The 24,922-nt window shown below is 42.5% G+C and carries 24 protein-coding genes; 11 read left to right on the top strand and 13 right to left on the bottom strand.

Features of this window, described 5'->3' with window-relative positions; all coding sequences use genetic code 11:
* Positions 1-203: 203 nt before the first annotated feature.
* Entirely contained in the window at positions 204-575 is a 372-nt protein-coding gene (locus tag F8S12_RS02250) for a DUF2237 family protein (protein ID WP_196514595.1), read from the bottom strand.
* Between the two features lie 414 nt (positions 576-989).
* Positions 990-2,255 (bottom strand): FGGY-family carbohydrate kinase, encoded by a 1,266-nt coding sequence (locus tag F8S12_RS02245; RefSeq protein ID WP_196514592.1) that lies wholly within the window; start codon positions 2,253-2,255, stop codon positions 990-992.
* A gap of 156 nt (positions 2,256-2,411) precedes the next feature.
* On the opposite strand from F8S12_RS02245, the gene psaM reads away from it, so the two are divergent.
* Together psaM and F8S12_RS02235 are read left to right on the top strand one after the other, a co-directional pair.
* On the top strand, positions 2,412-2,543 hold the full coding sequence (gene psaM / locus F8S12_RS02240; protein WP_190912801.1) for a photosystem I reaction center subunit XII: 132 nt from the start codon (positions 2,412-2,414) through the stop codon (positions 2,541-2,543).
* 402 nt (positions 2,544-2,945) lie between these two features.
* Positions 2,946-3,356, top strand: a complete 411-nt coding sequence (locus tag F8S12_RS02235; RefSeq protein ID WP_196514591.1) for a hypothetical protein — start codon at positions 2,946-2,948, stop codon at positions 3,354-3,356.
* Between the two features lie 194 nt (positions 3,357-3,550).
* Here F8S12_RS02235 and F8S12_RS02230 read toward each other — a convergent pair whose 3' ends face one another.
* Complete coding sequence (locus F8S12_RS02230) at positions 3,551-4,261, bottom strand: tetratricopeptide repeat protein (RefSeq protein ID WP_196514590.1); 711 nt, start codon at positions 4,259-4,261, stop codon at positions 3,551-3,553.
* A 413-nt stretch (positions 4,262-4,674) separates the two neighbouring features.
* Here F8S12_RS02230 and F8S12_RS02225 point away from each other — a divergent pair, with 413 nt between their 5' ends.
* The 3 genes from F8S12_RS02225 (at position 4,675) to F8S12_RS02215 (ending at position 5,975) form a co-directional block, all read left to right on the top strand.
* Complete coding sequence (locus F8S12_RS02225) at positions 4,675-5,139, top strand: hypothetical protein (RefSeq protein WP_196514589.1); 465 nt, start codon at positions 4,675-4,677, stop codon at positions 5,137-5,139.
* Between the two features lie 6 nt (positions 5,140-5,145).
* Positions 5,146-5,703, top strand: a complete 558-nt coding sequence (locus F8S12_RS02220) for a glutathione S-transferase family protein (protein WP_196514588.1) — start codon at positions 5,146-5,148, stop codon at positions 5,701-5,703.
* 89 nt (positions 5,704-5,792) lie between these two features.
* Entirely contained in the window at positions 5,793-5,975 is a 183-nt protein-coding gene (locus tag F8S12_RS02215; RefSeq protein ID WP_196514587.1) for a hypothetical protein, read from the top strand.
* 223 nt (positions 5,976-6,198) lie between these two features.
* On the opposite strand, the gene F8S12_RS02210 is transcribed toward F8S12_RS02215, so the two are convergent.
* Positions 6,199-7,038 (bottom strand): prephenate/arogenate dehydrogenase, encoded by an 840-nt coding sequence (locus F8S12_RS02210; RefSeq protein WP_196514594.1) that lies wholly within the window; start codon positions 7,036-7,038, stop codon positions 6,199-6,201.
* A 70-nt stretch (positions 7,039-7,108) separates the two neighbouring features.
* On the opposite strand from F8S12_RS02210, the gene F8S12_RS02205 reads away from it, so the two are divergent.
* The 4 genes from F8S12_RS02205 to F8S12_RS02190 all read left to right on the top strand — a co-directional run bounded on the left by F8S12_RS02205 (position 7,109) and on the right by F8S12_RS02190 (position 11,194).
* Positions 7,109-8,644 carry a pentapeptide repeat-containing protein gene (locus tag F8S12_RS02205; RefSeq protein WP_196514593.1) on the top strand — a complete coding sequence of 512 codons (1,536 nt, stop codon included), beginning with the start codon at positions 7,109-7,111 and terminating at the stop codon, positions 8,642-8,644.
* Positions 8,645-8,707: 63 nt separating this feature from the next.
* Positions 8,708-9,301: a DUF1517 domain-containing protein gene (locus tag F8S12_RS02200; protein ID WP_196514586.1), complete on the top strand. Its 594-nt coding sequence runs from the start codon at positions 8,708-8,710 to the stop codon at positions 9,299-9,301.
* Between the two features lie 70 nt (positions 9,302-9,371).
* A complete protein-coding gene (locus F8S12_RS02195; protein WP_196514585.1) occupies positions 9,372-10,262 on the top strand; it encodes a hypothetical protein in 891 nt (296 codons plus the stop codon).
* 482 nt (positions 10,263-10,744) lie between these two features.
* A complete protein-coding gene (locus F8S12_RS02190) occupies positions 10,745-11,194 on the top strand; it encodes a hypothetical protein (RefSeq protein ID WP_230967734.1) in 450 nt (149 codons plus the stop codon).
* A gap of 207 nt (positions 11,195-11,401) precedes the next feature.
* Here the strand turns inward: F8S12_RS02190 and sppA are convergent, their stop codons facing one another.
* The 5 genes from sppA to F8S12_RS02165 form a co-directional block, all read right to left on the bottom strand.
* The gene (sppA, locus tag F8S12_RS02185; protein ID WP_196514584.1) at positions 11,402-13,237 is read right to left on the bottom strand and encodes a signal peptide peptidase SppA; all 1,836 of its coding nucleotides are present in this window, start codon (positions 13,235-13,237) and stop codon (positions 11,402-11,404) included.
* Positions 13,238-13,480: 243 nt separating this feature from the next.
* Positions 13,481-14,551 carry a type 2 isopentenyl-diphosphate Delta-isomerase gene (fni, locus tag F8S12_RS02180; RefSeq protein ID WP_196514583.1) on the bottom strand — a complete coding sequence of 357 codons (1,071 nt, stop codon included), beginning with the start codon at positions 14,549-14,551 and terminating at the stop codon, positions 13,481-13,483.
* A gap of 180 nt (positions 14,552-14,731) precedes the next feature.
* The gene (locus F8S12_RS02175) at positions 14,732-16,186 is read right to left on the bottom strand and encodes a glycoside hydrolase 100 family protein (protein ID WP_196514582.1); all 1,455 of its coding nucleotides are present in this window, start codon (positions 16,184-16,186) and stop codon (positions 14,732-14,734) included.
* Between the two features lie 735 nt (positions 16,187-16,921).
* Positions 16,922-18,706 (bottom strand): DnaJ domain-containing protein, encoded by a 1,785-nt coding sequence (locus F8S12_RS02170; protein WP_196514581.1) that lies wholly within the window; start codon positions 18,704-18,706, stop codon positions 16,922-16,924.
* Positions 18,690-19,496, bottom strand: coding sequence for a PspA/IM30 family protein (locus tag F8S12_RS02165; RefSeq protein ID WP_196514580.1), 807 nt, complete (start codon positions 19,494-19,496; stop codon positions 18,690-18,692). Before F8S12_RS02165 ends, F8S12_RS02170 begins: the two co-directional genes overlap by 17 nt.
* A gap of 354 nt (positions 19,497-19,850) precedes the next feature.
* On the opposite strand from F8S12_RS02165, the gene F8S12_RS02160 reads away from it, so the two are divergent.
* The gene (locus F8S12_RS02160) at positions 19,851-20,471 is read left to right on the top strand and encodes a tetratricopeptide repeat protein (protein WP_196514579.1); all 621 of its coding nucleotides are present in this window, start codon (positions 19,851-19,853) and stop codon (positions 20,469-20,471) included.
* A 287-nt stretch (positions 20,472-20,758) separates the two neighbouring features.
* Here the strand turns inward: F8S12_RS02160 and F8S12_RS02155 are convergent, their stop codons facing one another.
* From F8S12_RS02155 to F8S12_RS02140, 4 genes are all read right to left on the bottom strand, one after another.
* On the bottom strand, positions 20,759-21,001 hold the full coding sequence (locus tag F8S12_RS02155) for an antitoxin family protein (RefSeq protein WP_196514578.1): 243 nt from the start codon (positions 20,999-21,001) through the stop codon (positions 20,759-20,761).
* Between the two features lie 132 nt (positions 21,002-21,133).
* Positions 21,134-21,736: a Uma2 family endonuclease gene (locus F8S12_RS02150; RefSeq protein WP_196514577.1), complete on the bottom strand. Its 603-nt coding sequence runs from the start codon at positions 21,734-21,736 to the stop codon at positions 21,134-21,136.
* Positions 21,737-21,991: 255 nt separating this feature from the next.
* A complete protein-coding gene (gene dacB, locus F8S12_RS02145; protein ID WP_196514576.1) occupies positions 21,992-23,455 on the bottom strand; it encodes a D-alanyl-D-alanine carboxypeptidase/D-alanyl-D-alanine endopeptidase in 1,464 nt (487 codons plus the stop codon).
* A gap of 207 nt (positions 23,456-23,662) precedes the next feature.
* Positions 23,663-24,133: a tellurite resistance TerB family protein gene (locus F8S12_RS02140; protein WP_196514575.1), complete on the bottom strand. Its 471-nt coding sequence runs from the start codon at positions 24,131-24,133 to the stop codon at positions 23,663-23,665.
* A 405-nt stretch (positions 24,134-24,538) separates the two neighbouring features.
* Between F8S12_RS02140 and F8S12_RS02135 the strand changes: the two genes are divergently transcribed.
* Positions 24,539-24,919, top strand: a complete 381-nt coding sequence (locus F8S12_RS02135) for an endonuclease domain-containing protein (protein WP_196514574.1) — start codon at positions 24,539-24,541, stop codon at positions 24,917-24,919.
* The last annotated feature ends 3 nt before the right edge of the window (positions 24,920-24,922 follow it).

Genomic DNA, 24,922 nt, shown 5'->3' with positions numbered 1-24,922 from the left:
TAGGGAGTAGGGAGTAGGGAGTAGGGAATAGGGGGCAGGGAGCAGAAAAGGGATTCGACCTCACATATAACTTGCTTCCCGCAGGGTACGAGAACCACGCTTGTAAAGTGGGGGACTTAGATCCATGTTCCGCTCTGCTCCACAGCAGGAGGATGGGGTCATTTCCACCCGCTCCCTGCTCCCTGCCTCTTCTCCATGCCCAATCAAGACGAAGTTAGAGCATGTTTTTTCAGTTCTTCTAAGGAAACGACTTCCAAAGCTCTAGCATGGGTTGCAGAGAGGATGACGGGTGGAGCAACGCCAGCATCAAGAGCTTCTTGCCAGCGAGAAGCACATAAACACCAGCGATCGCCAACTTTCAGTCCAGGAAAATTAAAATCAGGAACAGGTGTGCTCAAGTCGTTCCCCCGCAATTTCGTGAACTCAAGGAATTCTGAGGTCACTTCGGCACATACGACGTGCGACCCGAAATCCTGACCACCTGTGCGACATAAACCATCGCGGTAAAACCCAGTCATGGGAGAAGTGCAGCAGACCTCTAGGTTTCCATCGATTACATTTTTAGCCTCTGTCATCATTAATTCCCTTTAGTAACTTATGACGAGTTTAAAACAGTCCCCCAAATTTTTGGAGGATAGTCATCAGTTATTTATTCGTTAAAACCTACATTCCGCAGGTGCGTAGGCGTAGCCCGCCGCAGGCATCGCAAACCTAGCTTGATCAGGCTTTCCTCGTTCCCAGGCTGCCGCCTGGGAATGCATTCATTGAGTCTCTGGCTCAATGTCTGACTAGATCACATCGATAATTAGTAAAGGGGATAGATGACATTCGCTTGTGGCGAAGCACCTATCCCCGAATAGCTGATGATAAACCTAGAATCCTATACTCCGGTATCTAATAATCACAGTATCGGCCTAGATATGGCGATTGTCACTGGGATAGATACTGATTTAAAAGATATCTGCGAAAAAATAGTTACACAATTACTCTTATTCACCGCTTCTTCTATCCCCCATCGCCAACAGCGCTGTCCCATAAGCTGCTTCTGTATAGACTGACGCTACTACAGGAACCTGCAAATGACGTTCCCTAATTGCAGTCCAAGTATCATTTGCCGCGCCACCCCCAGCAGTATAAACACGAGTTAACTTGTCTGCCCCCATTTGCTGTAATAATTCATACCCTCGCGCTTCTATGCGGGCAATACTTTCTAATAACCCATGTAGAAATTCCACTGGGTGATCTGGGCGTGGTTCCAAACGTGGGGGTAAATTGGGATCATTAATGGGAAAGCGATCGCCTGCTTTCAATAATGGATAATAATCTAACTCGCTGGCTTTTGATCCATCAATCTCACGGCTAAGGTTTTCTAATTCAGCGTTAGTGAAAAATTGCTTTAGCACTGCACCCCCAGTATTAGAAGCACCCCCAGTCAACCACAAATCACCCAACCGATGGCTGTAAATCCCATATCTGGCATCTTCTACACGGGTATGACTTAATAACTTGAGTACCAATGTTGAACCAAGGGAAGTTACGGCTTCACCAGGCAATTTTGCTCCACTGGCGAGAAAAGCGGCAATACTATCAGTTGTACCAGCACACACCACACAACCACGGCGGAAATGAAACTTATCTGCAATTTCACGGCGTAATTGGGCAATTGGAGTCCCAGGAGGTAAAACTTTGGGTAGCTGAATCGGTATTTGCAACTTTTCTAGCCATTCTGGGTATTTAAACTCTTCTACGTCATAACCCAGCTTTAAAGCATTATGGTAATCGCTAATACCCAACTGACCATGCAGGAGGAACGCCAGCCAGTCGGCTTGATGCAGAAAATATCTAGCTTCACTAAAAGCAGGTAATTGCCTCATCCACAAAAGTTTGGCTAGGCTGGAGGTGGCACTCAACACGGGATGATTGGGGGGTGCTACACTCCTCAAATCCTGTATTACCAATGATCCCCGCGCATCGTTGTACAAAAGTGCTGCATCTACAGGATTGCCAGCAGCATCGACTAGCAAAACGGTGGAAGAAGTGCCATTAATTGCGATCGCTTTAATTTCTCGCCGTAATTTCTCAGGTATTTGTTCCATCAGCACAAACAAAGCCTGCTGCCAAAAACTTGGAATAATAGGCGCTTGTGAGTCATTGAAGGGATATCGCACCTCAGCTTTGATCCAAGAGGCTTCCTCGTCAATCACCACACCGCGCGCGCCAGACGTGCCAAAGTCGATACCCAAATACAAATTCATAATTTTATAAATTTTGCTAAGTCGAGTAACTAACGACTACTGACCAATAACTGCTTTTGTTGCATCTTGTAACAAGATATTCCCCAATCTTCGCAAAACAAGGAAAAGTAGTAAACGAACTGTTCAAAATCTATTCAGGTTAGGAGGTTTTCAGCCATGCCTATCTTAGATACTCTGTACATCGCTCAGGTGTCTTCCATCTCAGATACTCAAGTCTACATCGCTCTAGTTGTGGCGTTGATCCCAGGAGTTCTAGCTTGGCGATTAGCCACAGAACTTTACAAATAACGCTACGATGTGACACAGTTAAAAAACTAATAATCCTGGCAGTACGGGGTGCAATTTCTAGACACTTATGGCTTTATGTTATAAGTTGTTAGAAACCTTGCACTTACGTAAGCCAGGTTATTTTTTAACTCGTGCAACACTTGTAGCTATTTCCAAAAAATGAAGTAATATGGCAGCTAAATCAAGCATTCAGGAGTGCTGTTAGCGGATAGCTAGGGTTTAGCTCCTGCTGAGTGCTGAGTACCCAATTTGAAGAAGTAATGAGTAAAAAGTAGTACTTATGAACCTTCCTACTCAGCACTCGCTACTCGGAACTGATTTGATGCTGAGTGCGATTATTGGTTTTTTACTCAGCACTCTTCATAGTGCTTCCCTTCACTCAGCGAGGTTATTTTTAGCATCATGAACGCGACTCAACCGTCTAGACCACCGTTACAGCCTATACAAAAACGCCGGGTCATTCCTCGACCAAAGCGGCATCTTCAACAACGTTCTTACCAGGTGATGGCATTGGAAAATACTGCCAAGATAGCGGTCAATCTTGCTATTACAGTTGCCGCCGCATCTGCCTTAGTACAACTTTTGCCTTATCACTGGTTACAGCAAGAAAAGTTGCGAGAAATCCGTACTGAAGTCAAGCTGATGGAAGGATATGTCAATGGTTTGCAGGCAGAATTTAGCCGTAACTTCGATCCGCAGCAAGCTAAAACTATTATGCAACAACAAGGATACCGATTTGATCCCAGCCAGCGTCAGGTGGTGTTCATGAATCAGGATCGCAGAGAAGATGAACAAACAGAATCATTACCCTAAGAAAAATATCGAATTTGGGATTTGGGATTACTCAAGTTTCTTGTGATTCTGGCTATGTATAAACAGGGTGTTAATTTATTTATATTATTGCTAATAAATAATAGCGTCTCTATGCTCCAATTCAAAATTCAAAATGAAGAATTTACTTTTTGAATCTTGAATTTACCAAAGTCGCTCATCTACCAATTAGGACGTTAAGCAGATAGCAGTTCATCTAGCCAATTTTCGAGTTGTAAACGCAAGCGAGTACCAGTAATGTCTCTGCTGTTGTCGAGAGAAGGCAGTTGAGTGAGGGCGCGACGATAATCAGCGATCGCACAATTCCAGTCACCCCAAAGATGGTAAGTCCTGCCGCGTTCAGCCCAAATATGACCTTCTAGTTGACCGAAAAGCAGTGCTACCTCAAAATTCTCAATTGCCTCATCGTATTGCCCCAACTCACGCCAGGTAATGCCTCGGTTAATCCACGCCCGGACATGGCGAGGATTCAAATCAATTGCTTGCTCGTAGTCGGCAAGTGCTGCTGGTAATTCCCCACAAGCAGCGTAGTAATTTGCCCGATTGTTATAAGCACTAGCCAAGTTGGGATTAAATTTGAGGGCGGTGTTATAGTCGCAAAGTGCTTTTTGCGTTTCACCACTTTGGAAATAAATTAGCCCCCGATTGCTGTAATCCACAGCATTGTAGGGATGGCGGTAAATTAGTTGGCTTAACATTGCGATCGCCTCAGTGTAATCTCCTTGTTGAGCCAACCTTAAAGCACAAGAACGTAAGTAGCTGTCCTCTAAAGTAGATTCGTTCCTGTCGTTTGTCCTATGCTCTTGGATTTTATTTGTACTATTTAAAACATATCTGTATTGGTTATTTTGTGGGTTGCCGGAAGCTAAAAATGAGTAAATATTCATCTTTCCCTACCTGAAATACGTGCTTTTTGAAATTAAATTCTAGTTTTTAAGCGCTTGTGGTTTTACTATTATGTCTATTATTAAGGTATTGATGGTTACTTGAAAGCCATCTCAAGACTGAGTTTAAACTACTTGTACCAATAGAAATCTATGCCCTAAATAAACAATTGCTCCTCAAACCTAATCATAGATACTTCATCTCCAAGCTGAATTCCAGAAATAACAGATGTCAATCTCAAAGACTAGTCAAATAGTGAGAGCAACAAATTGGTAGAATGCCAGCAAGACAGATGAGAAAGAGGACAAGGTGGACAAGGGGACAGGGAGAATGCCCAATACTTCGGCTTCGCTCAGTACAAGTGCCCCATACCCCAATTCCTAGATTTAATTTTTAAATTTTGAAAAATTTTCCAATGACAACTGCAATTTCCTATCCCAATGCCCCCGATCTAGCAACCGATGATTACATTGTTATCGGCTTGGCAACCTGCTTCGTCAAAGAAGATGGAGAAGTTCATCAAATCGAAGTTATAGAACCGATTCCCTCTGCGGCTTTGGAAGCGCTGTTTAAGGGCATTCCTACCTCTTATAAGCTAGCTTGTGCCACAACTTTGGGATCTTTGCTAGATGGCAATTCACAACTCCTACCAGATGGCTTCCCAGAGTCATCTCAGTTTGGTGAGGAATTTGTGCCACGGGTGTTTGCAGCAGCTCGTACCTACAAGCGTCGTGAATCTGCAAAATCCCTAATTCCTTTAGGTACAACCTACACTGAGTTTAAGTATTCTATTGAGCGCAAGCGGGTGCTAAATGCTGCTAGGGTTATCACCAAAGAAGACAACGTGAAACAACACTCTCACACTCACAAAGTTCTTTAGGTAATAATGTTAAAACTTTATGGCGGCGCTCGTAGTCGAGCGTCAATTGTTCACTGGTATTTAGAGGAACTAGGAGTTCCCTACGAATTTGTCAAGCTCGATATGCAGACGGGTGAACACCTGAAGCCTGAGTATTTGACAATTAACCCAATTGGTAAAGTTCCAGCAATTGTTGATGGGGATTTTCAACTTTGGGAATCTGGAGCAATTTTGCTGTATCTTGCCGATAAATATGGTAAGAGCGCACTTTCACCAGAAGAGCGGGCTATATTCTCCCAGTGGGTGTTGTTTGGCAATGCTACGCTCGCTACAGGGATTTTTGTGGAAGCAAATCGGGAGCGAGAAATGCCCCGCTTGTTGACTCCCTTGAATGAAATCCTTGAACGGCAACCTTTTTTGCTGGGTAATGAGTTCACTGTTGCCGATGTAGCAGTGGGGTCTATTCTGAGTTACATTCCCATCATGCTGAAGCTAGACATTAGCTCCTACCCAGCCGTTTTGAACTATATCAAGCAGTTATCTGAGCGTCCGGCATTTCAAAAAAGTATTGGCGGAGGGGCTTAATTATAGTTTGTAGGGGCATTACTCTAACGGGAGCGGTCTACCTCGTAACGGGAGCGGTATCTGTTGTACCGGGAGCGGCATCTGTTGTAATGGGAGCGGCATCTGTTGTAACGGGAGCGGCATCTGTTGTAACGGGAGCGGCATCTGTTGTAATGGGAGCGGTATCTGTTGTACCGGGAGCGGTATCTGTTGTACCGGGAGCGGTATCTGTTGTACCGGGAGCGGTATACGTTGTAACGGGAGCGGTATTTGTTGTACCGGGAGCGGTCTAAGTCAAAAAGAAGAGTTGCAGGTCTAGGGCAATACAGTTCAGTTAAGCATTTCTTCCTTACTGTATTGCTTTAAAACCTCGTTTACAGCTTCGGTGTGGAAATGCTAGTGATCAATCAGGGAAGCAGAGCCTCAATTAAGGCGTTCCCAGTTTGAAACTGGGAACGAGGTAAAAGCTTGTTCTAGAGTGGCTTTTACCTTAAATTGACACCAGGGATCATTTTTTTACTCAACAAAATCACGTCGTGCCTCGTGCGTTGATTTCAACCTTTCTTCTAAAACTGCCCAATTTTTCTGCTCAATTAAGTTAGTCAACTCGTCGAGATGATGACGATATTGTTGGAGCGATCGCAGCAAGGCTTGACGATTATACCGCGCCATCATCACGCCCAACTCGGAATTGCCACCACCCACACGACTGGTATCCCGAAAACCTGAACTAGCTAACTTTTGGGCTAATTGCAAAACATCGGGGTCAGTTTCACTCAAACAAGCAGCAATCAACGAGGAACTGACCATCACCGGTAAATGGGAAATCCAACTAACAGCGTAGTCATGTTGCTCAGGTTGACAATGATAGATATTAGCCCCAAGCGATCGGACAATTGACTCTACAACCGTAATTGCAGTGGTTGGTGTTGTGGTTACTGGTGTTAGGACATAAGGTTTATCGACAAATAAATGCCGTTGTGCCGCTTCTATCCCACTGTCTGTTGTTCCCGCCATTGGATGACCGCCAATAAAATTATTCCAAAGGGGAGAAATCGCCTTAACTATCTCTGCTTTTGCCGAACCCACATCAGTTACAACCGTAGTCACAGGCAAATGAGCGATCAACTGCTCAAATTGGGGCACAATAAGGGCTAGAGGTGTACAAATAAATACAACCTCTGCGGCTGCTAACAGGCTCAACTCAACTGATGCCTGATCAACGCTACCGAGAGCAACTGCCTTTTCACAGGTAGATTCACGACGACTGACTCCTAAGATATGATGTCCTTGCGATCGCAAATCAAAACCCAAAGATCCGCCTATCAATCCCAGTCCTAAAATTCCAATATTCATTTTTGATTTTGACATTCCGTTTTTTATGACTTTACCAACTATTAAAGTTGGCATCCAAGGGGTAGCATCGATGACTGTAGAGGAATTGCTGGAACAATACGCGGCAGGAGTCTTAGACTTTAATGGTATTGACCTCGCGGAAGCTAACCTGAGTGGGGTTAAACTCAGTGGCGTAAATCTTAGCAATGCTAATTTGAGCATAGTCAACCTGAGTGGCGCGAATCTGAGTGAAGCTAACTTAAGCAATGCCAAGCTGAATGTAGCCAGACTGAGTGGGGCGAATCTATGTAGCGCCATCTTGAACAATGCCAGTCTCAACGTCGCTAATTTGATTCGAGCGGATCTAAGTCGCGCTCAACTTAGAGGAGCCACATTGATCCGCGCCGAGTTAATTCGCGCCGACCTCAGTCGCGCTGACCTATCAGAGGCTGACCTCACCAGTGCCGATCTGCGAGAGGCGACGCTCCGCCAAGCGAATCTCCGTCAGGCTAACTTGAGCGAGGCTGTCTTAAGAGGCAGTTCTCTAACAGGAGCCAACTTGGAGATGGCTAAATTAAACGCTACTGACCTTAGTCGTTCTGATGTTAGCGGTGCAAATTTGCGAGATGCCGAACTCAGACAAGCAAATCTCAGCCATACTAACTTGAGCGGAGCAGATTTGAGCGGCGCAAATCTCCGGTGGGCAGATTTGAGCGGTGCAAAGTTGAGCGGTGCTAATTTAATTGGTGCAGATTTAAGCAATGCTAATTTAACGAATACAGTTTTAATCCACGCCGATTTAACTCAGGCAAAATTAATTAGGGCGGAATGGATTGGTGCTGATTTAACAGGAGCAACTTTAACTGGCGCAAAACTTTATGCCACCTCCAGGTTTGGTTTAAAAACCGAAGGGATGATTTGTGAATGGGTTGATCTTAGTCCCAAAGGCGATCATTCCATTATCCAAAAGTTCCATTTGGAAGACTCAGGAGATTTTTTTAACGAAACACCGCCGACAATCCGTATTATTGTTGATGCAGCCCTAGAACATGATGCTAACTTTGCTCTGGCTGGCGCTTACTATCAAATTGCTCAGGAACATCGGCGACTGAAACAACCCCCAAGTATAGAAAGTGGGCGTCGTCGAACTGTTTTCACCTTTCATGTAGATAGCGACGAAGTGTTATTTTCCACTGCTTATATTATGATTCTTCCCTTTCTAGATGCGGCATCTACCCAAAAGAATATTTCTAGTATGCTGGAAATGATTAACAGTGAAGTTGTTGCAAACCAAGATTTTAAATTGCCCCAGATGGTGAAACAATTAAATATTCTTGTAGAGCAAGCCATGAGTCAGGCTACAACAATTAAACCGATGAAAAAAAATATCGAAGTAGCTGCGAAGTTAAATTTTTGTAAAGCCCCAACCCAAATAGTTTTAACGAATTCCAGCGCCCACACCTTGATTGTGCATGACAATCCAAACTTTGGGAAAAGATTTATTAATCGCTCTGCTCTGAATGCTTCAGCTTATGATGATATATCCAGCGAATCAACACAATATAGATTGCCTTCGTTAAATATGGTTATGGATTTTGTTAAAGGGTTTCATTATATTAGTCATTAGTCATGGGACATTAGGTATTAGTTATTGGACAAATGACAAAAAACAAATTTATGGAGGATAAGAATGCGCGATACCTTTAATAAAATGATCGGTCGAACTCGCTATGTGGTCTTTCGCCTATTTCTGCATTTAGGGGGAGGTGAGGTAGCACCAATTTTGGGAGTATTAAATAGTGCTGGACGAGATGCGATCGATGCCGATGGCGACTTAGAAGTTTTGGGAGAAAAATTAGTAGAAATTAACCAAACCCTGCTTCAATACGATGAATACTGGCTTTCGGCTGCCAACGAAGGTGATGTATTTTGGGAAGAAGGCGAGGCGGGAGATTACGTAAATGAATTATTTACTGACTCTGCCCAAAGATATCTCAGTGAACCAGATTACAGTTCTGCCTCTGGATTTGATGAACCTTTATCTATTCCTGTAACCCGTAACGTCATTGTGATGCTTACAGTAGCTTATGAAGGAGAAGTACCAGAGTTGGAAACTGACCTTTCTAACGTTCAGGGACTCAAGGAAGGATTGAAAGCATTGATAAATTTGCATTATAAACATAGATTGAAGGCAATCCAAGTGCATTTCTCGCCAGCACAGTTAGGCGATGAACTCACTAGCGATCAGCTCTTACAATATTACCCAGAATTGATTCCTTTGTAATGTGTTGGGTAGTCCCTACTTACTAATTACCTCAAGAAATTGTTAAGCTTGAAGATAGGACAATAATCCAATGATCATGACCATAGTGCGTAAATTTACAGCCGTTTTTTTAGCTATGAGTTTGTGCCTGACAACTGTAGCCTGTGGGGGAGGAGAGCAAAAGACTAGTACCCCGCCAGCTAAGAACGTTAGCCAAACTTCTACCACCACTAAATTGAGTGATGGACAGTATCAAATACAACAAGCTACATACGATGATGCAAGTGGGGAGTATAGTCTGTTTTTACTCAACAATAATCCCCCAACATTTGCCACTGAAAATTTGCAAATGGCACGGTTAACAGATGATGAAATCAAGCAAGGTAAAAAAACCTATCTGAAGGTAGAAAAGGGACAGCCGATTTTATATCTGACGGAAGATTTTAAAATTGAGTATGTCCACAACGTTACCGAGAATAAAACTAATCCCCAAACAGGACAACAAGAGACAGTTGTAGTCCGTCAACAAAATAGCTTCTGGGCACCCTTTGCTGGGGCGGTAGCTGGTGGGATAGCGGGTCAGGCCATTGGCAGTATGTTATTTAGACCGCAGTACTACGTGCCCCCTGCTTATCAACAAGGAGGAGTAATGAATGGCTACGGTGGATATGGTGGAAGCTATAACCAAGCAGTTCAAAGCTATCAAACTCGCTATAATGCGCCACCCGCAGCCGTGACAAATCGCACTGCGTTCCGCAATACAGGGACAATTAGAAGGTCATATCCTGGTAATTCAACAGTACGCAATACACCACGTAACACTACAGGTAATAGCCGCCCTTCTGGTTCTGGTTTTGGTAGTAGTGAACTCAGACCCTCTGGTAACTCCAGCACTACCAGACGCAATTCTGGCAGTAGTTTTGGTAGTGGGCGTAGTTCAGCACCCCGCCGCTCAAGTGGTTTCGGTAGTAGACGCCGTTAATAAATTTCAAATTCAATAAATAGACTGCCTAAGAAGTGAAGGTAGTGTGTTTCATAAAGAAGTCGGAGGGTTCGCTTGTAACTCTCCGACTTCTGTTGATATCTATGCAATTCGTGAGTTTTCAAAATCCAACGAAATTTATTACCCTCATGTGTTTATGACTCGCATTTGCGACAGAATTGGTGAAAGTCCACAAATGTGCGTAGGCGTAGCCTGCACTTCTCTACGAGAGGCTGCACTTCGACAAAGCTCAGTGACCACGCCAACGGCATACTTCTCTGCGAGACGCTACGCGAACGACTGCGCTCAGTACAAGAGGCTCAGTGACCATCGTACACATTGCATTAACTAAAATCTCTGCTACTTATAATTGCTGGCATAGTGTTTTTAAGTTTAACAAAAAATTATTTTAAAAATACTATTCAACAGTTTGCTAGTTACCAAACCGATGTATTATATAAATAAATTTACAAAAATCAACAATGGTAGAACGCCCAATTAAGAAATCGGAACGTCAGTCACAACCAAGTACTGACAACAATTCCGAAAATTTGGATTCTATACCTTCTATTGAATCCAAACCTTCTATTCAATCCAAACCTTCTATTAAATTGAAAGCTTCTATTGAATCCAAACCTTCTATTGAATCTATACCTTCTATTGAATCCAAACCTTCTATTGAATCCAAACCTTCTATTGAATCCAAACCTTCTATTGAATCCAAACCTTCTATTGAATCTAAACCCAATATCTCAAAACCGAGCCGTAATCGCTCGTCTGATACAGGAAAAAAAGCATCTTTTGGCGATGACAATAGGCAGCAGGGTAATCCTGCACTAGCGCGTGGCCCAAAACCTGCAAAACCTCCAGCCCCTGTGCAAACCGAACCAGAAATCGAATCTGAACCTGTTTCTGAGGAGTCGGAAGATTAGCAGTTTGCAGAAGTCCCCAACATCTGAAGTACACCAAAAAAACACCGGCAGTATTCCGAGTTGTACTCCTGCGACATACACGCCAGTTCACTTAATTATAGGAACCAGAACACACGACTGGTTCCTCAACCTACATCTGTAGCGGTCATTTTTAAAATCGGTGTAATTTATTCATCCTGACTACACAGACAAAGCCCGCAAATGCTTTTACTCAATATTCAAGTTAAAAGGCAAGCGGGCATAAATCCCTTGTGGATCGTTCATATTTTGCAGAATCCCTACTTCTTGTTGCAACTTCTGGAATTCTGCGGCGAGAGGATTGGATTGTTTGAGTTGTGTTTCTTCAATCCCTAAAGCAGTCCGCGCCTCTTCAGTTGCACGCCCAAAAAAGCGTTGTCCGAAGCTGCTAGTGCGGGGATACTCTTGCAATTCCCAGTCTTCTCCTAGTTTTGCTTGTTTGGCAGCGTATGCGATCGCAGTATTTAAACCGCCAATTTCATCCACCAAACCAATTTCCTTCGCTGCCACACCCGACCAAACTCGTCCTTGGGCAATTTCTGCAACTTTTTGTTCTGGCAGTTTCCGACCTTGAGAAACTTTATTTAGAAACATATTATAAATTCGGTTAACACTGCGTTGATAAAGTGCTAACTCTTGGGGCGATTTCGGACGCGAAACTGTTTGACTATCAGCATAGCGGGCGGTTTTCACTGAATCCCAGGTGATACCATTATCATTCGCTAACTTTTGCCCATTAAATAGCACCCCAAATACCCCTATAGAGCCTGTTATCGTATTTGGTTCTGCAAAAATGCGGTTAGAGTCGCTAGCAATCCAATAACCACCAGAGGCGGCAACATCACCCATAGATACTACAACTGGTTTCGCCTCACGAGTTAATTTAACTTCTCGCTGCATGACTTCAGATGCGGTAGCACTACCACCAGGACTATTAATTCGCAATACGACTGCTTTCACATCTTTATCTTGTCGTAGTTTGTTGAAGATTTTCGCAAAGCGATCGCCTCCGACTTGCCCGTTATCACCTTTACCATCAACAATCTCGCCCTCGGCATAAACAACGGCAATTTGATTTTTGGAGTTGCGTTCTACACCGAAAGATTTGCCGGGAACTTGGGCGTAGTTATTCAGATTAATTTGCTGGAATGTTTTGTCTTCTTTATCGCTATTTGTGAACTTTTTGAGGTCAGTTACCACTTCATCAGCGTATGCTATTTTATCAACTAAACCGTTGGTTTTGGCTTGGGTGGCTTCCAGTAGCGCTTGATTATCTGCGATCGCCTGCAACTGTTGGGGTGGAATTTTCCGACTTGCGCCCACAGCAGTGCGCCACTCTCCCCAAACATCATCCAATAATTTCTGCGTTTGGTCGCGGTTTTCTGGACTCAACTTTGTGAGGATAAACGGTTCAACAGCTCCCTTAAATTTCCCCACTCGCACGACTTGAACACCAATGCCATATTTCTGCAATGCCCCCGCAAAGAACATCGGTTGCGAACTTAAACCGTTGACTTCCATCATTCCCAAGGGATTAAGAATGATGGAATTTGCCACTGAACAAAGGTAATATTCCTTTTTACTCCAATCGCTGCCATAGGCGACAATCTTTTTCCCAGCAGCGCGAAACTCCTCTAGCTCTTTCCGAATTTCTTTAAGGGAGGCATAGCCAACGTTGCTAGCTTCGCTTGCACGCGTTGCATCTAGATAGATTCCGACAATTCGCGGATCGCGCCGCGCCTTTTCCAGAGTTTCCAGAACTTTACGGAGTGACATCCTCTCCTCATCCACACCTGATATTGTGTTTTGAAACAGTTCGCCTGAACTAGGTTCGCTATCAGTAATTTTCATCGACAAGTCAAAAACCAGCATTGACTTATCTTTCACATTTGGCCCAGGATCTTTAGAGGAGGTAGCAGCCAATATTAGTAAAAACAGTCCAGTGGTTCCCAAACCACCAAAAATAATTAGTCCTAGTAAGGTGCCAACTAAACTAGCAAAAGTTTGTTTAATAAAATTACGCATTAGTTATTAGTTATTGGACATGGGGCATTGGGCATGGGGCATTGGGCATTGGTTATAACCAATAGAGGACTAATAACCATGCCAATTTTAGGTTTTGATAGGACTTACGGAAAACTATGCGCGGTAGGGGCAATTCATGAATTGCCCCTACCCATATTGTTTGCGTAAGTCCTGTTTGGATTGGAAACAAATCTAAAATCCAAAATCCAAAATCCAAAATTGATTGACTAATGACCTATTTACCTATTCTATGCGCTGTAAACTGCCAGAGTGCTGTAACTGATACAACGTGGCGTTGCCAGTGCAGAATAATACTGTGGTGATTTCGGCGATTAACACTTCAGCCAGTTCGTAAACAGCTGCCTCTGATGCTGCTGCTGCTTGCAGGAAAGGCATTGCTAAACCAGCTATATCTGCTCCCAAAGCGATCGCTGCTGCGATATCCAATCCATGACGCAACCCCCCCGAAGCAATCAACGGGACATCTGGTGCTGCATCTACGCCCGTCGTAGACATCGCTTTAATACTTGTAATGCACTCTGCCGTCGTTAAACCCCAATCGGCAAATGTCCTCCCTAAGCGACGTTGCAAGGGATTTTCGGCTCGTTCGCTTTCTACCTTCGCCCAAGAAGTACCCCCCGCACCAGCCACATCAATGGCCGCTACCCCAGCCGCGATCAGTTTCTCGGCGATCGCGCCTGAAATGCCGTTACCAACTTCCTTAGCAATAACTGGTACTGGCATTTCACTGCATAGCTTATGAATTTTGTCAAGCAACCCTTTAAAATTAGTATCACCTTTGGGTTGAATGCACTCTTGTAGGGGGTTAATGTGTAAAATCAGAGCATCAGCCTCTAGCATCTCAACGACCCGCAAACCTTCATCTAAGCCGTACTTGTAGTTAAGTTGCACAGCGCCCAAATTGGCAAACAGCAGAACATCGGGGGCATACTTGCGGATAGCAAAAGTATCAGCCACTTGGGGTTTTTCTACAGCTACTCGCTGGGAACCAACACCCATTGCAATTTTGTAATGTTGTGCGACTTGGGCTAAACGTTGGTTAATGATTCCTGCTTGTTCTGTTCCCCCAGTCATGGAAGAAATTAACAGGGGTGCGCCAAGGCGTTTTCCCAGGAAAGTTGTAGTGATATCAATGTCGTTGCGGTCTAGTTCGGGTAAGCAACAATGGGTGAAGCGGTAGCGTTCTAGTCCATTGGTGATTTGGTGGCATTGCACATCTTCCTCTAGACAGATCCGAATATGATCTGCTTTGCGATTCTGGGTTTGTGCAAAGATGTTGGTAGGGGCGTTCACTGGTGGGTATGACTCAAAGTATTTGCGATCGCTATTGTTACATTGTCTGTAAGCGTAGCTTTAATACCTCCCCGAAGAATTATAGCTTGATTTCGCTTTGCTCCATGAACCTTGTATCTTGAAAGAAGCGCTAGAATTCCGATCCCACCTCGGTCGATTTGGAAGATATTTCCTTCCATGCTATCGAGTCATATACCCATCTACACTGGCGATTTCAAACTCACAGGCTCTAGAAACCTGTTCTACTGGTAATTTCCCAAAGCTGATTAATGGTAAATAAGTGGGATTTGCCATCAGTTCTTTTGCCAATAAGAACCCAGTAATTGTCCAAGTTTGATATTTCCTAGCTTGTTTCCCAATCAGTCGCCCCTTCTTGCCGTCGTAATACTCCGGCCATTCATCTTCACTGAGGCGTGCTTGAGCAATTTCAATTGCCTTTTGTGCAAGACTTATCTTGTTAGTTTTCACCGCCGCCGCCGCCAACATCCACATTAAGACTGGCCAACTACCGGCATTATGATACGACCAGGGGATGTTTTTGGGGTCACATCCAGTTACAATTCTGTACTCTTCATTTTCCAAAGCTGGGAAACAAATTTTCATTGGCATATCTCCCACCAAGTCATCCCATCGTTCCTCAATGAGAGTCATAATTGCTTGTGACTGTTCTTCGGTGGCTAAGTCTGAAATGATTGCCATTAAGTTTCCGAGTGAAAAGAAGCGAGTATCTAGCTGCGACGGCCCGACATTACCTGCTAGATAACCACCTTTTTTGGGCAGCCATTTGTCCAATTGATAATAGGGAACAGAATCTACATATATGTTGAACAAATTAACAGCAGCCTTGCCATATTCTTCACTTTTGAAGCGATAAATTGCATTCAGGCGATTAATATCTATCCAATAATGCTGGCGGATATGAGCACATAAAAGAGGCAAGCGGTTATCAATGGCTTCAACAATATCATTATTCCCTTGACAAATTAGCAGTTCACGAGATGCCCGCAATGCCGTATAAAAAAGAACTTGTAATTCTAGAGGATGCCCATAAATGCCCATACGACGATCAATCATACAAGCACCATCTGGAACCAGCAGCGTTGGGTACATATCAAAACGATTCGCCAAGCAGATTTCCATGATTAACCTGATGCCATTTTGGAATTCAGGTTGATAGGCTAGAGAAAAATCATCTGTGGCGATTACATAAGCACGCAACAAAATAATCCACCATAGGCAGGAATCTACGGGTGTAACTCTAGCGATCGCATGTTCACCAAAATCTGCTTCTAAATATTCTTGCCCATTGTCTGATACAACTTTAAAGCTAGCTGGTATTAATCCTCGTCCAGGCTTATAAGCATCTAATGCCCTTTCCTTTGGTTGTAACTTTAAGGTTTCTTCTAAGAAATTGCGAACAATATCTTTTCTACCTTTGATCAGAAAAATTAGGGCTGAAGAAACAAAATCCCGAACAAAGCATTGGTCATAATTGAGAGCCTCTACAGATGCGTCATAAGCGGCTACAGTGCCAACGGGACGTCCTTGATAGTAGAGTATTGTTTTTTCTAGTGCTTTCCAGGCTTCTTCTACTTCTTTTATATTTTCAGTAGTTTCAAATTCGTTTAGCTGCATCGCCAGAATAACTCCATTTTAGTTGTGATTTTGTAGTAGATGCGTCTTCATTTATTTTGCTATTTTTATCATAACAAAGCCCATTTTTTGAATAGCAAAAATAAGTTTGGCAACAATTAATCTAGGAATCTTAACCGCTCTATCGCTCCCTTTATGGACTCTAATAACAAAAATCAAGTTCTATAGGCTGTATTCCTTACGGGGGAGTACGTTTTGAAGCTTATTCTTCTTTATAAAACTTTTATTTTAATGCAGTAGCATAAGGGGAGCGGTGGAACCATATTAACTAAATCGGCTGACTTTCACAGAGCTTGATTGTTAGTTAATTTGCTTTAAATTAATCATCCTTTTGGTTAATTATAGTTTTTGTGATTCAACGCAACCAATACATTATTCTCCAAAACACTCACACAAGATACATCTTTAGATTATTTATGTTTCCGCTTTCATGTCGGGAATCTTTGCTTTACCAAACAAAAATATATCTTTAGTATTGTTTAAGGTTTGCGTGAAGTTAAAACTGTTGCAGTATTTTTACTTATTGGGATTAGTTTTTGACACGAAGAAGTCAGATTATTCCCCTATAGACTAATAATTTATAACGTTTTTTCAGAATATGCAAGATAAATGCTGAAAAGATTTAAGATGTCAATACTTCTGAAGAGTTATATGTTTTACCTACTGAGAGTAACTTACCATCAAATATTATACTGTCAACTTAATTGAGTTAGTAACTTATTTATCAAAATTGAGATATTTGTGAAAGTTTAATTGCTTCTGGAATTCTTTATAAGCCTGATTAATTGATTGCATTGAAGCTTTTGCGATCGCAGAACTGTTGACATCAGGATGATACTGTCTTGCTAATCGAAGGTAGGCAAGTCTAACATCTTTGGGATGATAGCTCTGATTTACACCCAAGACTTCCCACCATTCCCCAGATAGTACAGAGTCAAGACTATATTTATCAGAGCTTTGCATTTGACTCCAAATCTTGATGCTACCGCCATTACCGCCACTTACTAGCGTCTTGCCATTAGGACTAAAAGCAACGGGATTACACCCAGAAAGACTTTGTAGTAGTTCTCCAGTATGTAGGTTCCAAAGTTTAATAATACCGTCTCTGCTGCTACTGGCGAGGGTTTTTCCATCGGAGCTGATGGCAACAGAGAAAACTGCCGTTGAGTGTCCAGTCAGAGTGGAAAGTAATTCTCCAGTTTGGAGATTCCACAGCTTTATTGTGGCATCTGTGCCACCACTAATAAGAGTTTGACTATTAAGACTGATGGCAAGTGTATTTACTGCTCCCAAATGTCCAGTGAGAATATAGCGCTGTTGCCAAGTTTTAACATCCCAAAGCCTAATAGTTTGATCCGCGCTACCACTTGCAAGAATTTTACTATTGGGACTAATGATGACAGACAAAACTGCATCTGAGTGTCCATTCAAGGTGCATTTTATTGTTCCCGTGTAGCGTCCCCAAATTCTAATCGTCTTATCGGCAGATCCACTAGCAAGAATTGCCCCATCAGTGCTGTAGGCTACCGAGTTAACAAAACCATTATGACTATAGGGAGAGTTTAAATAAAAGAATGTATGGAGAAATTTTCTTTTGTCCATCTGCCAACTGCTGATTTTGCAATCAACACTACCACTTGCAATCTGCTGTCCATCAGGGCTGATCGCAACAGATAAAACTGCCTCTGCTTGTCCAGAGAACGTGTAAAGCCATTTTCCTGTTTTCAAGTTCCACAGATTAACTTGTCTGTCGTCACTGCCACTAATCAAGGTAGTACCATCAGGACTAATAGCGATCGCATTAACTGCCCCTAAGTGACCCTTGAGTGTGCCTACACATCTCCAAGTTTCAGGTAGCTGGGTTGTCAGAGATATTATTTCTGGTTCAATATTGGAAGTAGAAGGTTTAAGAGTAACAAATTCTGATTTTTTCTTGAATTCAGCCTTGAGTGCTTGCAACTCATCCTCGATTTCCAAAACAGCAAATTTTTGGTTGAGATCCTCACCAAATAAAAATACTTCTAATTCCATAACTGCTTCTGAATAGGCATCCATCAGCAAAACTTTCTCTTCCATTCGCTCAAAAAGCTGTGCTGGAGTTTCGCTAATTCCAGATTCATCTAACAGTTTGGCAATACCATAGGCGGCAAGTCCCACCACTACACCAATTCCTGCCATCGGTACTGCACCAATCCCAAATGCCAGCCCTACTTTAGGTGCGACTAAACCCATACCACCGACGACGCTATAAACACCAGCACCGCCGGCTGCACCAATTCCCATTGCTGCGATCGCAGCAGCATCTCCCTCTGCTATTGCTTTAAAAGCGCCATAAGCAGCTGCACCAGCCACAGCGCCAGCACCAACTACAGGAGTTGTACCAATGCCGACAGCGCCAAATCCTCCTGCTAGCCCCATCCCGCCTACTGTTACGGCAACACTAGCACCTGCTATGGTTCCACCTGCAATGAATGCCGCACCTGTTTTAGAGTTTTGTGTCATTGCCTAATGTTTTCTTGAAATTTTCTAGAGTCATCAGATTTTGTTTGAGTACAGCTACTATTACTTCCTGCTGTTGAAGCTGAGTTTGAAGAATAAGTACAATTTTATTTTGAACTTTTTTATTCACTACAGATTGAAGGGTTAAATCATCATCATTCTTTGTCAAAGCTGTCTGAGCTTTTTCGTTCCAGGATTTAGCTTCTTTCTGCGCTTCTTCAAAATCTTTTTGAATACCTTCTTGATTAGCAACAGCGCTGTTGACAGCTTTTTTTGTCTCATGGATAGCCTCTGCTAAAAGCACTTTGCTGTCTTCTTTAGCTTTAGTTTGCTCTTGGGGTTTAGGTGGTAGCATTAATGCTTTAAGTTGCTGTAATTCATCATCAATTGATACATCAACATCTTTATATTCAAAGCTGATGAATGTTGGTGAGAACTCACTGTTGTTAGGCTTATTGCATAATACTTCATTCTGTGCTTCTGAAACCTTTTGCTCCCAAGATTTCAAACTACTTTTAATTGCGTCTACTTGTGGTTGTTGCTCCCCTACAAGTTTTTTTAGTCTACTAGCAATTGCTTGGTATCGTTCCTTTTGGAATTTTGCTTGGCTAATTAAATCCTGATTACTTCCTTTCACAGCAAGTTGATATTCTTGCTCCCATTTATCAGCTTCCGCTTGAGCTTTCGCATAGTCTCGTTGAGCAATTTCTTGGGCTGCTCTGGAGTGACTTGCTCCTTGGCGTAACTTTCGTAGCGCATCCTGTGATGATTGATTTTGGTCGTAAAGTCCCATAAGTTTATTTGAGTAGCCTTATTACCCAAAGCGTAGACTGATTAATACTGTTACGTCTTCGTAAAAATTACTTAAGCCTTGACTTTTGCTTTTACTGCTACATCAGAAAAGTCTCATTACAATATTTCATTAACGTTTCACGCCAGACTCGCCGATTCCGATGGGGTTGTCAGGACAAATAGTTTATGGAACTTGTTCTTAACAACGAGGTAAGAATTGAAACAATTTTTTCTATAGTTAACACTTCATAAAATCAGCAACGTCTAATATTTAGAAAATTACAAAAAGGATTGACGTACTTTCCCCAAAGCTGAAAATATACTAGTTAATCCATCCATATTGGCTTGGCAACTCATGTTTTTATCAAATTCCCTAGAAAATCAACTTAAGCGGTGGAACGAAACCATCCACAATCAACCGAAAAATCCTAATGCTTACATTCGCCGAGGCATGGTCAATTTTCAACTGGCCAATATTGATGAATCTATTCAAGATTTTGACATGGCAGAGCAACTGGATGCCTCTCTAAAACCGTACCTCTGGCAACGGGGATTATCGTACTATTATGTAGAAAGATTTGCTGAAGGCGCTCAACAGTTTGAAATAGATTTGACTGTGAACACCCAAGATGTAGAAGAAACAGTATGGCGATATCTCTGCATAGCTCGTTTGTTAGGTGTTGAAGAGGCACACAGTTCTTTATTAACTGTGACAAATGATCCTAGACGTGTTATGCAGCGTGTGTATGATTTGTATGCGGGAAATTGTACTTCAGATGATGTTTTAACTGTTGGTCAATCAGAAGGGATAAACGAAAATTTTTACAGTCATCTTTACTTGGGATTATATTACGAAGCTCAAAATAATCTTGATTTAGCTCAGGAATATATAGTTACAGCTGCTGATAATTACAAGATTGATGATTATATGTGGTATTTGGCACGAGTGCATAAAAATCTGCGAGGATGGTCTTGATTTGCTCAATAGTAAATAAATTAAACGTTATGGAAAGGGAAAGGTACAAAACTTCAGTGAAATAAAAGTCTACTACAAAATTTTTAGTTTCAGTCAATTCTGCTCATGGATTCGGCGATCGCACACTGTGTCAAAATCGCTATTGTAGGAGATTGTGCTTGTTAGAAGTGATATGTGCAATCAGATGTTAGCAAATTAGGCGATCGCCTCGAAAAGAAAACTTTCCGGCGTTGCTGAATCGTTTAACTGGATCGCAGGGATCATTGACGTAAATTAGAATGTTGGTGTCAACCGCGTTCATGCAGCATTTCCCGTGTGAACCGAGGAGCATTAAGCGGAATCGGATTTTGCTGCATACGCTCGACTAGCGATCTGAGAAACCGTTCTTTAGCCTCTGTATTAGAAATTGGCGGTGACACAACATAAGGGGACTGAATCAACAATTCAACCTCAGTTCCTTCCGGCAACTCAAAAGCTGTTTGAAGGATAAATGCACCGTTACGATAAATTGCTTTCAGAGCTTGGGTCATAACTTAATCCTTCATTCTTAATCTTATTCTAGAGTTTGCGTTCTCCAACACTACGGCTATAAGCTCCCCATTTTAACCTGAATTACCGCCTGTCCTCTTCAACGATATAGTTTACGCTGCGATCCGATCATGTCAATTTTCGGTGGCTTCGGTTTCAAACTGCACTTGACGGTACAAATGAGCGATCGCTATTTCCACATCCACCGATTCCAGTCGCAATCTCTCATCCAAATTATACTCCGACAGCACCCATTTTCTCTGTTCGTTGCGCCGAAACACTTCCACACCCGGTTGAGTTACTTGTACTAAGACATATTCTTGCAAGGTTGGAGATTGACGATATTTGGCAAACTTTTTTCCCCTATCGACTGCTTCCGTTGAAGGTGATAGCACTTCGATAATTAAGCAGGGAAATTGGATCAATTGTGGATCGTCATCGCGCTGATCGCAAGTCACCACCACATCTGGGTAGAAATACTTTTGCCCAGTTTCTACCTGCACCTTTATATCTACAATGTATACTTCACAGGAGCGTAGGCGTAGCCCGTCGTAGACATCAGCTAGGGCATCATCTAAGAGCTTAAAGAAATTTAGACAAACCCGATTATGGTTGCGTGTACCACCGCTCATCGCTACAACTTCGCCATCCCAATACTCGTAGCGTTGCTCTTGGGTGGGTTCCCAAACCAGATATGACTCTGCACTCATCAAAATGTAATCGGGTAAAGCAACCATCAGCACGATCTCTTAATGAGTTACTTTTCTAGGATAGCAAAATCCAAGCTTTCTCTTGATAGCTACTCTGACTAAGCACTGAAGTGGAATGTTCGCGCAGTGTCTCTAAGAGAAGCAATCGCAAAGGTTTGAGATTGCCACGCGACCCTCGCAATGACATAAGTATTAAGTCGGACATGGTATCAACAGATGAACACCGATAAATTATCTATGGTTGATTTTTACTAACATTGGCTTTGTTTGGTAGCAATAATATTAACAACGCTGTAACTGCGTTAATAACACTACAACTTCATCAATTGCTTGCCGCACAACTGTTGCAGGTTGCTGCGATTGATTCACGATAATACTGAAAACCAACGGCTCATACTTAGGCGCATTCATATATCCAGATAGAGAAACTACACCCGTTAAGGTACCTGTTTTTGCTTGCACAATCCCCTCAGCAGATGTGTTTTGAAAGCGGCCTTTCAAGGTTCCACTCTTACCAGCTACAGGTAAAGATGCGCGATACACAAATGCTGTCGGTGTTCTTGCTATTCCTCGCAAAGCTTGCACAAAAGCTTCTGGTGTCGCTAAGTTACGACGTGATAAACCCGAACCATCCACTAAAATATAATTTGCTGGATCAACTCCCAATTGAGTTAAACTCGCTTTGATAACTTCCAAACCTACATCAGCACTAGTCTGATTTTTCACTCTGGGTTTTTCCCCAGCTAATGCTCTCAGCAGTGCCTCAGCATAAAGATTATTACTATTTAAATTCGTCTCTGCTAATAATTCCGATAAAGGTGGTGACTCTACAAATGCTATTTCCTCTTGATTAACACCACTACTTACTACTAATGTTTGTCCCAAGGTAATTTTTTCTGTTGCCAAAGCAGTACGGAAGCGCCGTAAGAAATAATAATTAGGATCAACTACAGGCAAATCTATTAAAGACGGTTCAGAATTCGCTGTTAATTGTCCTTGAATTCGTAATACTGTCCCTGATAATTCGCGGGTAACGTTGACGTAGCTTGGTTGATTTTGTGCAACCGTCATTGACTGATTAATTGTCCGCCACTGTTTCGCCTCATTAATCTCAGTCCACACCACTTGTAAAGATTTACCTACAGCCTGCGGTACAAGTTTCAAGCTAAAAAGATTTTGATTCAAAATAAAGCTGTTGACTGGTGCGCCATAGTCTGATTGCACATCTTCCCATTGCCAAGTGGGGTTAACAATATCCCCTTGAATATAACTATCATCGGCTATCAACTGCTGAATTTGAGTAATACCTTTTTGTTTTAGCTGCTGTGCCAATGTTTGCAGTTGAGTATCACTTAAGCTGGGATCTCCCCTACCAACAACACGTAAAATACCATTGCCATTCTGATAAATAGAGGTGCGAATCCGAAAATTAGCACCCAATTGCTGCAATGCAGCTGCTGTTGTCAGCAACTTCACGTTAGACGCTGGGGTAAAGTATTTCTGAGCATCTCGACTGTAAAGAGTTTGCCTAGTTGACAGGGGTTGCACCAAAATTCCCCAGCGCCCCCGACTGAATAGGGGACGATTAATTACAGTATCTATAGCTGTTCCCAGTTGGGTAGGGCAAATTGATTTTGTGGCAGTTGTTGGTGCAACTGGAGTTTGTGCTTTAGCTGCTGGCTGGGTAACACCAATTTGAGTACCCAAAAACAGCAGCATCAAGCCAAGAGAAATTTTCCTACTCATCACATAACATACTTCTTAAAACTACTTGATGATAATACCTTGGTGTGGCATTTTTTTAACGTCAGTTCGACGGGAGGAAATTACAATGGAATCTGACTGAGGGTAAAATTCAAAAAAGAGCATCCCAAATATTTTTTTCTCACGCAGAGGCGCAGAGGGAGCTAAAAAATAAATTCACACATTTGAGATGCTCTCCTTTAATAAGGATTACTCTTCTTCTTCTTCCTCCTCTTCTTCTTCTGTCCCGAATACTCCGTCTATAAGCTCTTGCGCTCGCTCGTCTGAAATTTTCAAGGCTTCCTGAAGCTCAGAGATATAATCTTGTTCAGCTTCGGGTACTTCTTCATCAATCCCCACCACTAAGATAGCGGTGACGTACGCAGCTTCACGATAACCTTTATTCGGTAAGGATGCGATCGCCTGCTCAATTACAACTTCAGCTTCTTCTTCTTCCAGCAAGCTGACGACTTTCTGAGTCAACGCTTCAAAGTCTTCATCAGAGTAATCTTCAAATTGGGAAACGGCACCCAGCATTTCACTCAAAGCGTATTCTTCTTGTATGGTTATGCCTTCATCGTCAATGGCTGCGGAAAACAGTCCAATAACTGCGATCGCAACTTCTGGTTCTAGAGCAACTGAACTGGCGCTACAGCCTTTAGGCAACTTGCGTTTAGACATAATTATCCTTTAAAAGTTACGTGATATTTCAGGAAGTAATACCTTGTGGTTTAGAAAGCTTCCTCGATTTATGATTCCCAAAAGAATGCAGAAATCTACATTGGGATGAATCTTTTTTCCATAAAAAATACGCAGAGATTATATTCATCTGCGTATAAAAATGGTTAAGTTGCCTTGAGCGAGCGAGGTTTTTATTGCTTGTCTACACCGTAGTCTAAAGGGCTACGGTGTAGACACATCTTTGGTAATGGACTGGATTTACCCCCCTTAATCCCCCCTTGGAAAGGGGGGAAATATCCGGTTCTCCCCCTTAGCAAGCAAGGCGGAGTTAAAGGGATACATCGGGGGGATTAAGGGGGGTAATCCAGGGAATAATAAGCACAGTTCAGGAATATGAAAACGCTGATGACAAAACTGTATAACCAAACCTCAGAAAAGCAAAAACGGCAAACTCTCAGAAACAATATGCCCCCATGTGAAAAAATAGTTTGGGCAAAACTTAGAAATCAACAAATTGAAAGCTGTAAATTTCGCAGACAATACAGTATTGACAGATTTGTAGTGGATTTTTATTCTTCGGAATTGAGACTTGCCATAGAAATTGATGGTGATAGTCACTATCAAGATGGAGTTCCAGAATATGACCGCGATCGCCAAGCATTTTTGGAATCAAAAGGTACGAGGATTTTGAGATTTACGAATCAAGAAGTTTATCAAGATATTGATGGTGTGGTGGATCAGATTAGGGAAGTTATTTGTAGGTTGAGGGAAGTTACCCCACCCTAACCC

Source organism: Nostoc sp. WHI (assembly GCF_015714725.1).
In the GTDB taxonomy this organism is placed as follows: Bacteria; Cyanobacteriota; Cyanobacteriia; order Cyanobacteriales; family Nostocaceae; genus Nostoc.
This window is presented reverse-complemented; position numbering and strand designations above follow the sequence as displayed.

Excerpts from the sequence above, each read along its gene's own strand:
- F8S12_RS02250 (WP_196514595.1), bottom strand. The coding sequence starts at position 575 with ATGACAGAGGCTAAAAATGTAATCGATGGAAACCTAGAGGTCTGCTGC.
- F8S12_RS02245 (WP_196514592.1), bottom strand. The coding sequence starts at position 2,255 with ATGAATTTGTATTTGGGTATCGACTTTGGCACGTCTGGCGCGCGCGGT.
- psaM (WP_190912801.1), top strand. The coding sequence starts at position 2,412 with ATGCCTATCTTAGATACTCTGTACATCGCTCAGGTGTCTTCCATCTCA.
- F8S12_RS02235 (WP_196514591.1), top strand. The coding sequence starts at position 2,946 with ATGAACGCGACTCAACCGTCTAGACCACCGTTACAGCCTATACAAAAA.
- F8S12_RS02230 (WP_196514590.1), bottom strand. The coding sequence starts at position 4,261 with ATGAATATTTACTCATTTTTAGCTTCCGGCAACCCACAAAATAACCAA.
- F8S12_RS02225 (WP_196514589.1), top strand. The coding sequence starts at position 4,675 with ATGACAACTGCAATTTCCTATCCCAATGCCCCCGATCTAGCAACCGAT.
- F8S12_RS02220 (WP_196514588.1), top strand. The coding sequence starts at position 5,146 with ATGTTAAAACTTTATGGCGGCGCTCGTAGTCGAGCGTCAATTGTTCAC.
- F8S12_RS02215 (WP_196514587.1), top strand. The coding sequence starts at position 5,793 with ATGGGAGCGGCATCTGTTGTAACGGGAGCGGCATCTGTTGTAACGGGA.
- F8S12_RS02210 (WP_196514594.1), bottom strand. The coding sequence starts at position 7,038 with ATGAATATTGGAATTTTAGGACTGGGATTGATAGGCGGATCTTTGGGT.
- F8S12_RS02205 (WP_196514593.1), top strand. The coding sequence starts at position 7,109 with ATGACTGTAGAGGAATTGCTGGAACAATACGCGGCAGGAGTCTTAGAC.
- F8S12_RS02200 (WP_196514586.1), top strand. The coding sequence starts at position 8,708 with ATGCGCGATACCTTTAATAAAATGATCGGTCGAACTCGCTATGTGGTC.
- F8S12_RS02195 (WP_196514585.1), top strand. The coding sequence starts at position 9,372 with ATGATCATGACCATAGTGCGTAAATTTACAGCCGTTTTTTTAGCTATG.
- F8S12_RS02190 (WP_230967734.1), top strand. The coding sequence starts at position 10,745 with ATGGTAGAACGCCCAATTAAGAAATCGGAACGTCAGTCACAACCAAGT.
- sppA (WP_196514584.1), bottom strand. The coding sequence starts at position 13,237 with ATGCGTAATTTTATTAAACAAACTTTTGCTAGTTTAGTTGGCACCTTA.
- F8S12_RS02175 (WP_196514582.1), bottom strand. The coding sequence starts at position 16,186 with ATGCAGCTAAACGAATTTGAAACTACTGAAAATATAAAAGAAGTAGAA.
- F8S12_RS02170 (WP_196514581.1), bottom strand. The coding sequence starts at position 18,706 with ATGACACAAAACTCTAAAACAGGTGCGGCATTCATTGCAGGTGGAACC.
- F8S12_RS02165 (WP_196514580.1), bottom strand. The coding sequence starts at position 19,496 with ATGGGACTTTACGACCAAAATCAATCATCACAGGATGCGCTACGAAAG.
- F8S12_RS02160 (WP_196514579.1), top strand. The coding sequence starts at position 19,851 with ATGTTTTTATCAAATTCCCTAGAAAATCAACTTAAGCGGTGGAACGAA.
- F8S12_RS02155 (WP_196514578.1), bottom strand. The coding sequence starts at position 21,001 with ATGACCCAAGCTCTGAAAGCAATTTATCGTAACGGTGCATTTATCCTT.
- F8S12_RS02150 (WP_196514577.1), bottom strand. The coding sequence starts at position 21,736 with ATGGTTGCTTTACCCGATTACATTTTGATGAGTGCAGAGTCATATCTG.
- dacB (WP_196514576.1), bottom strand. The coding sequence starts at position 23,455 with ATGAGTAGGAAAATTTCTCTTGGCTTGATGCTGCTGTTTTTGGGTACT.
- F8S12_RS02140 (WP_196514575.1), bottom strand. The coding sequence starts at position 24,133 with ATGTCTAAACGCAAGTTGCCTAAAGGCTGTAGCGCCAGTTCAGTTGCT.
- F8S12_RS02135 (WP_196514574.1), top strand. The coding sequence starts at position 24,539 with ATGACAAAACTGTATAACCAAACCTCAGAAAAGCAAAAACGGCAAACT.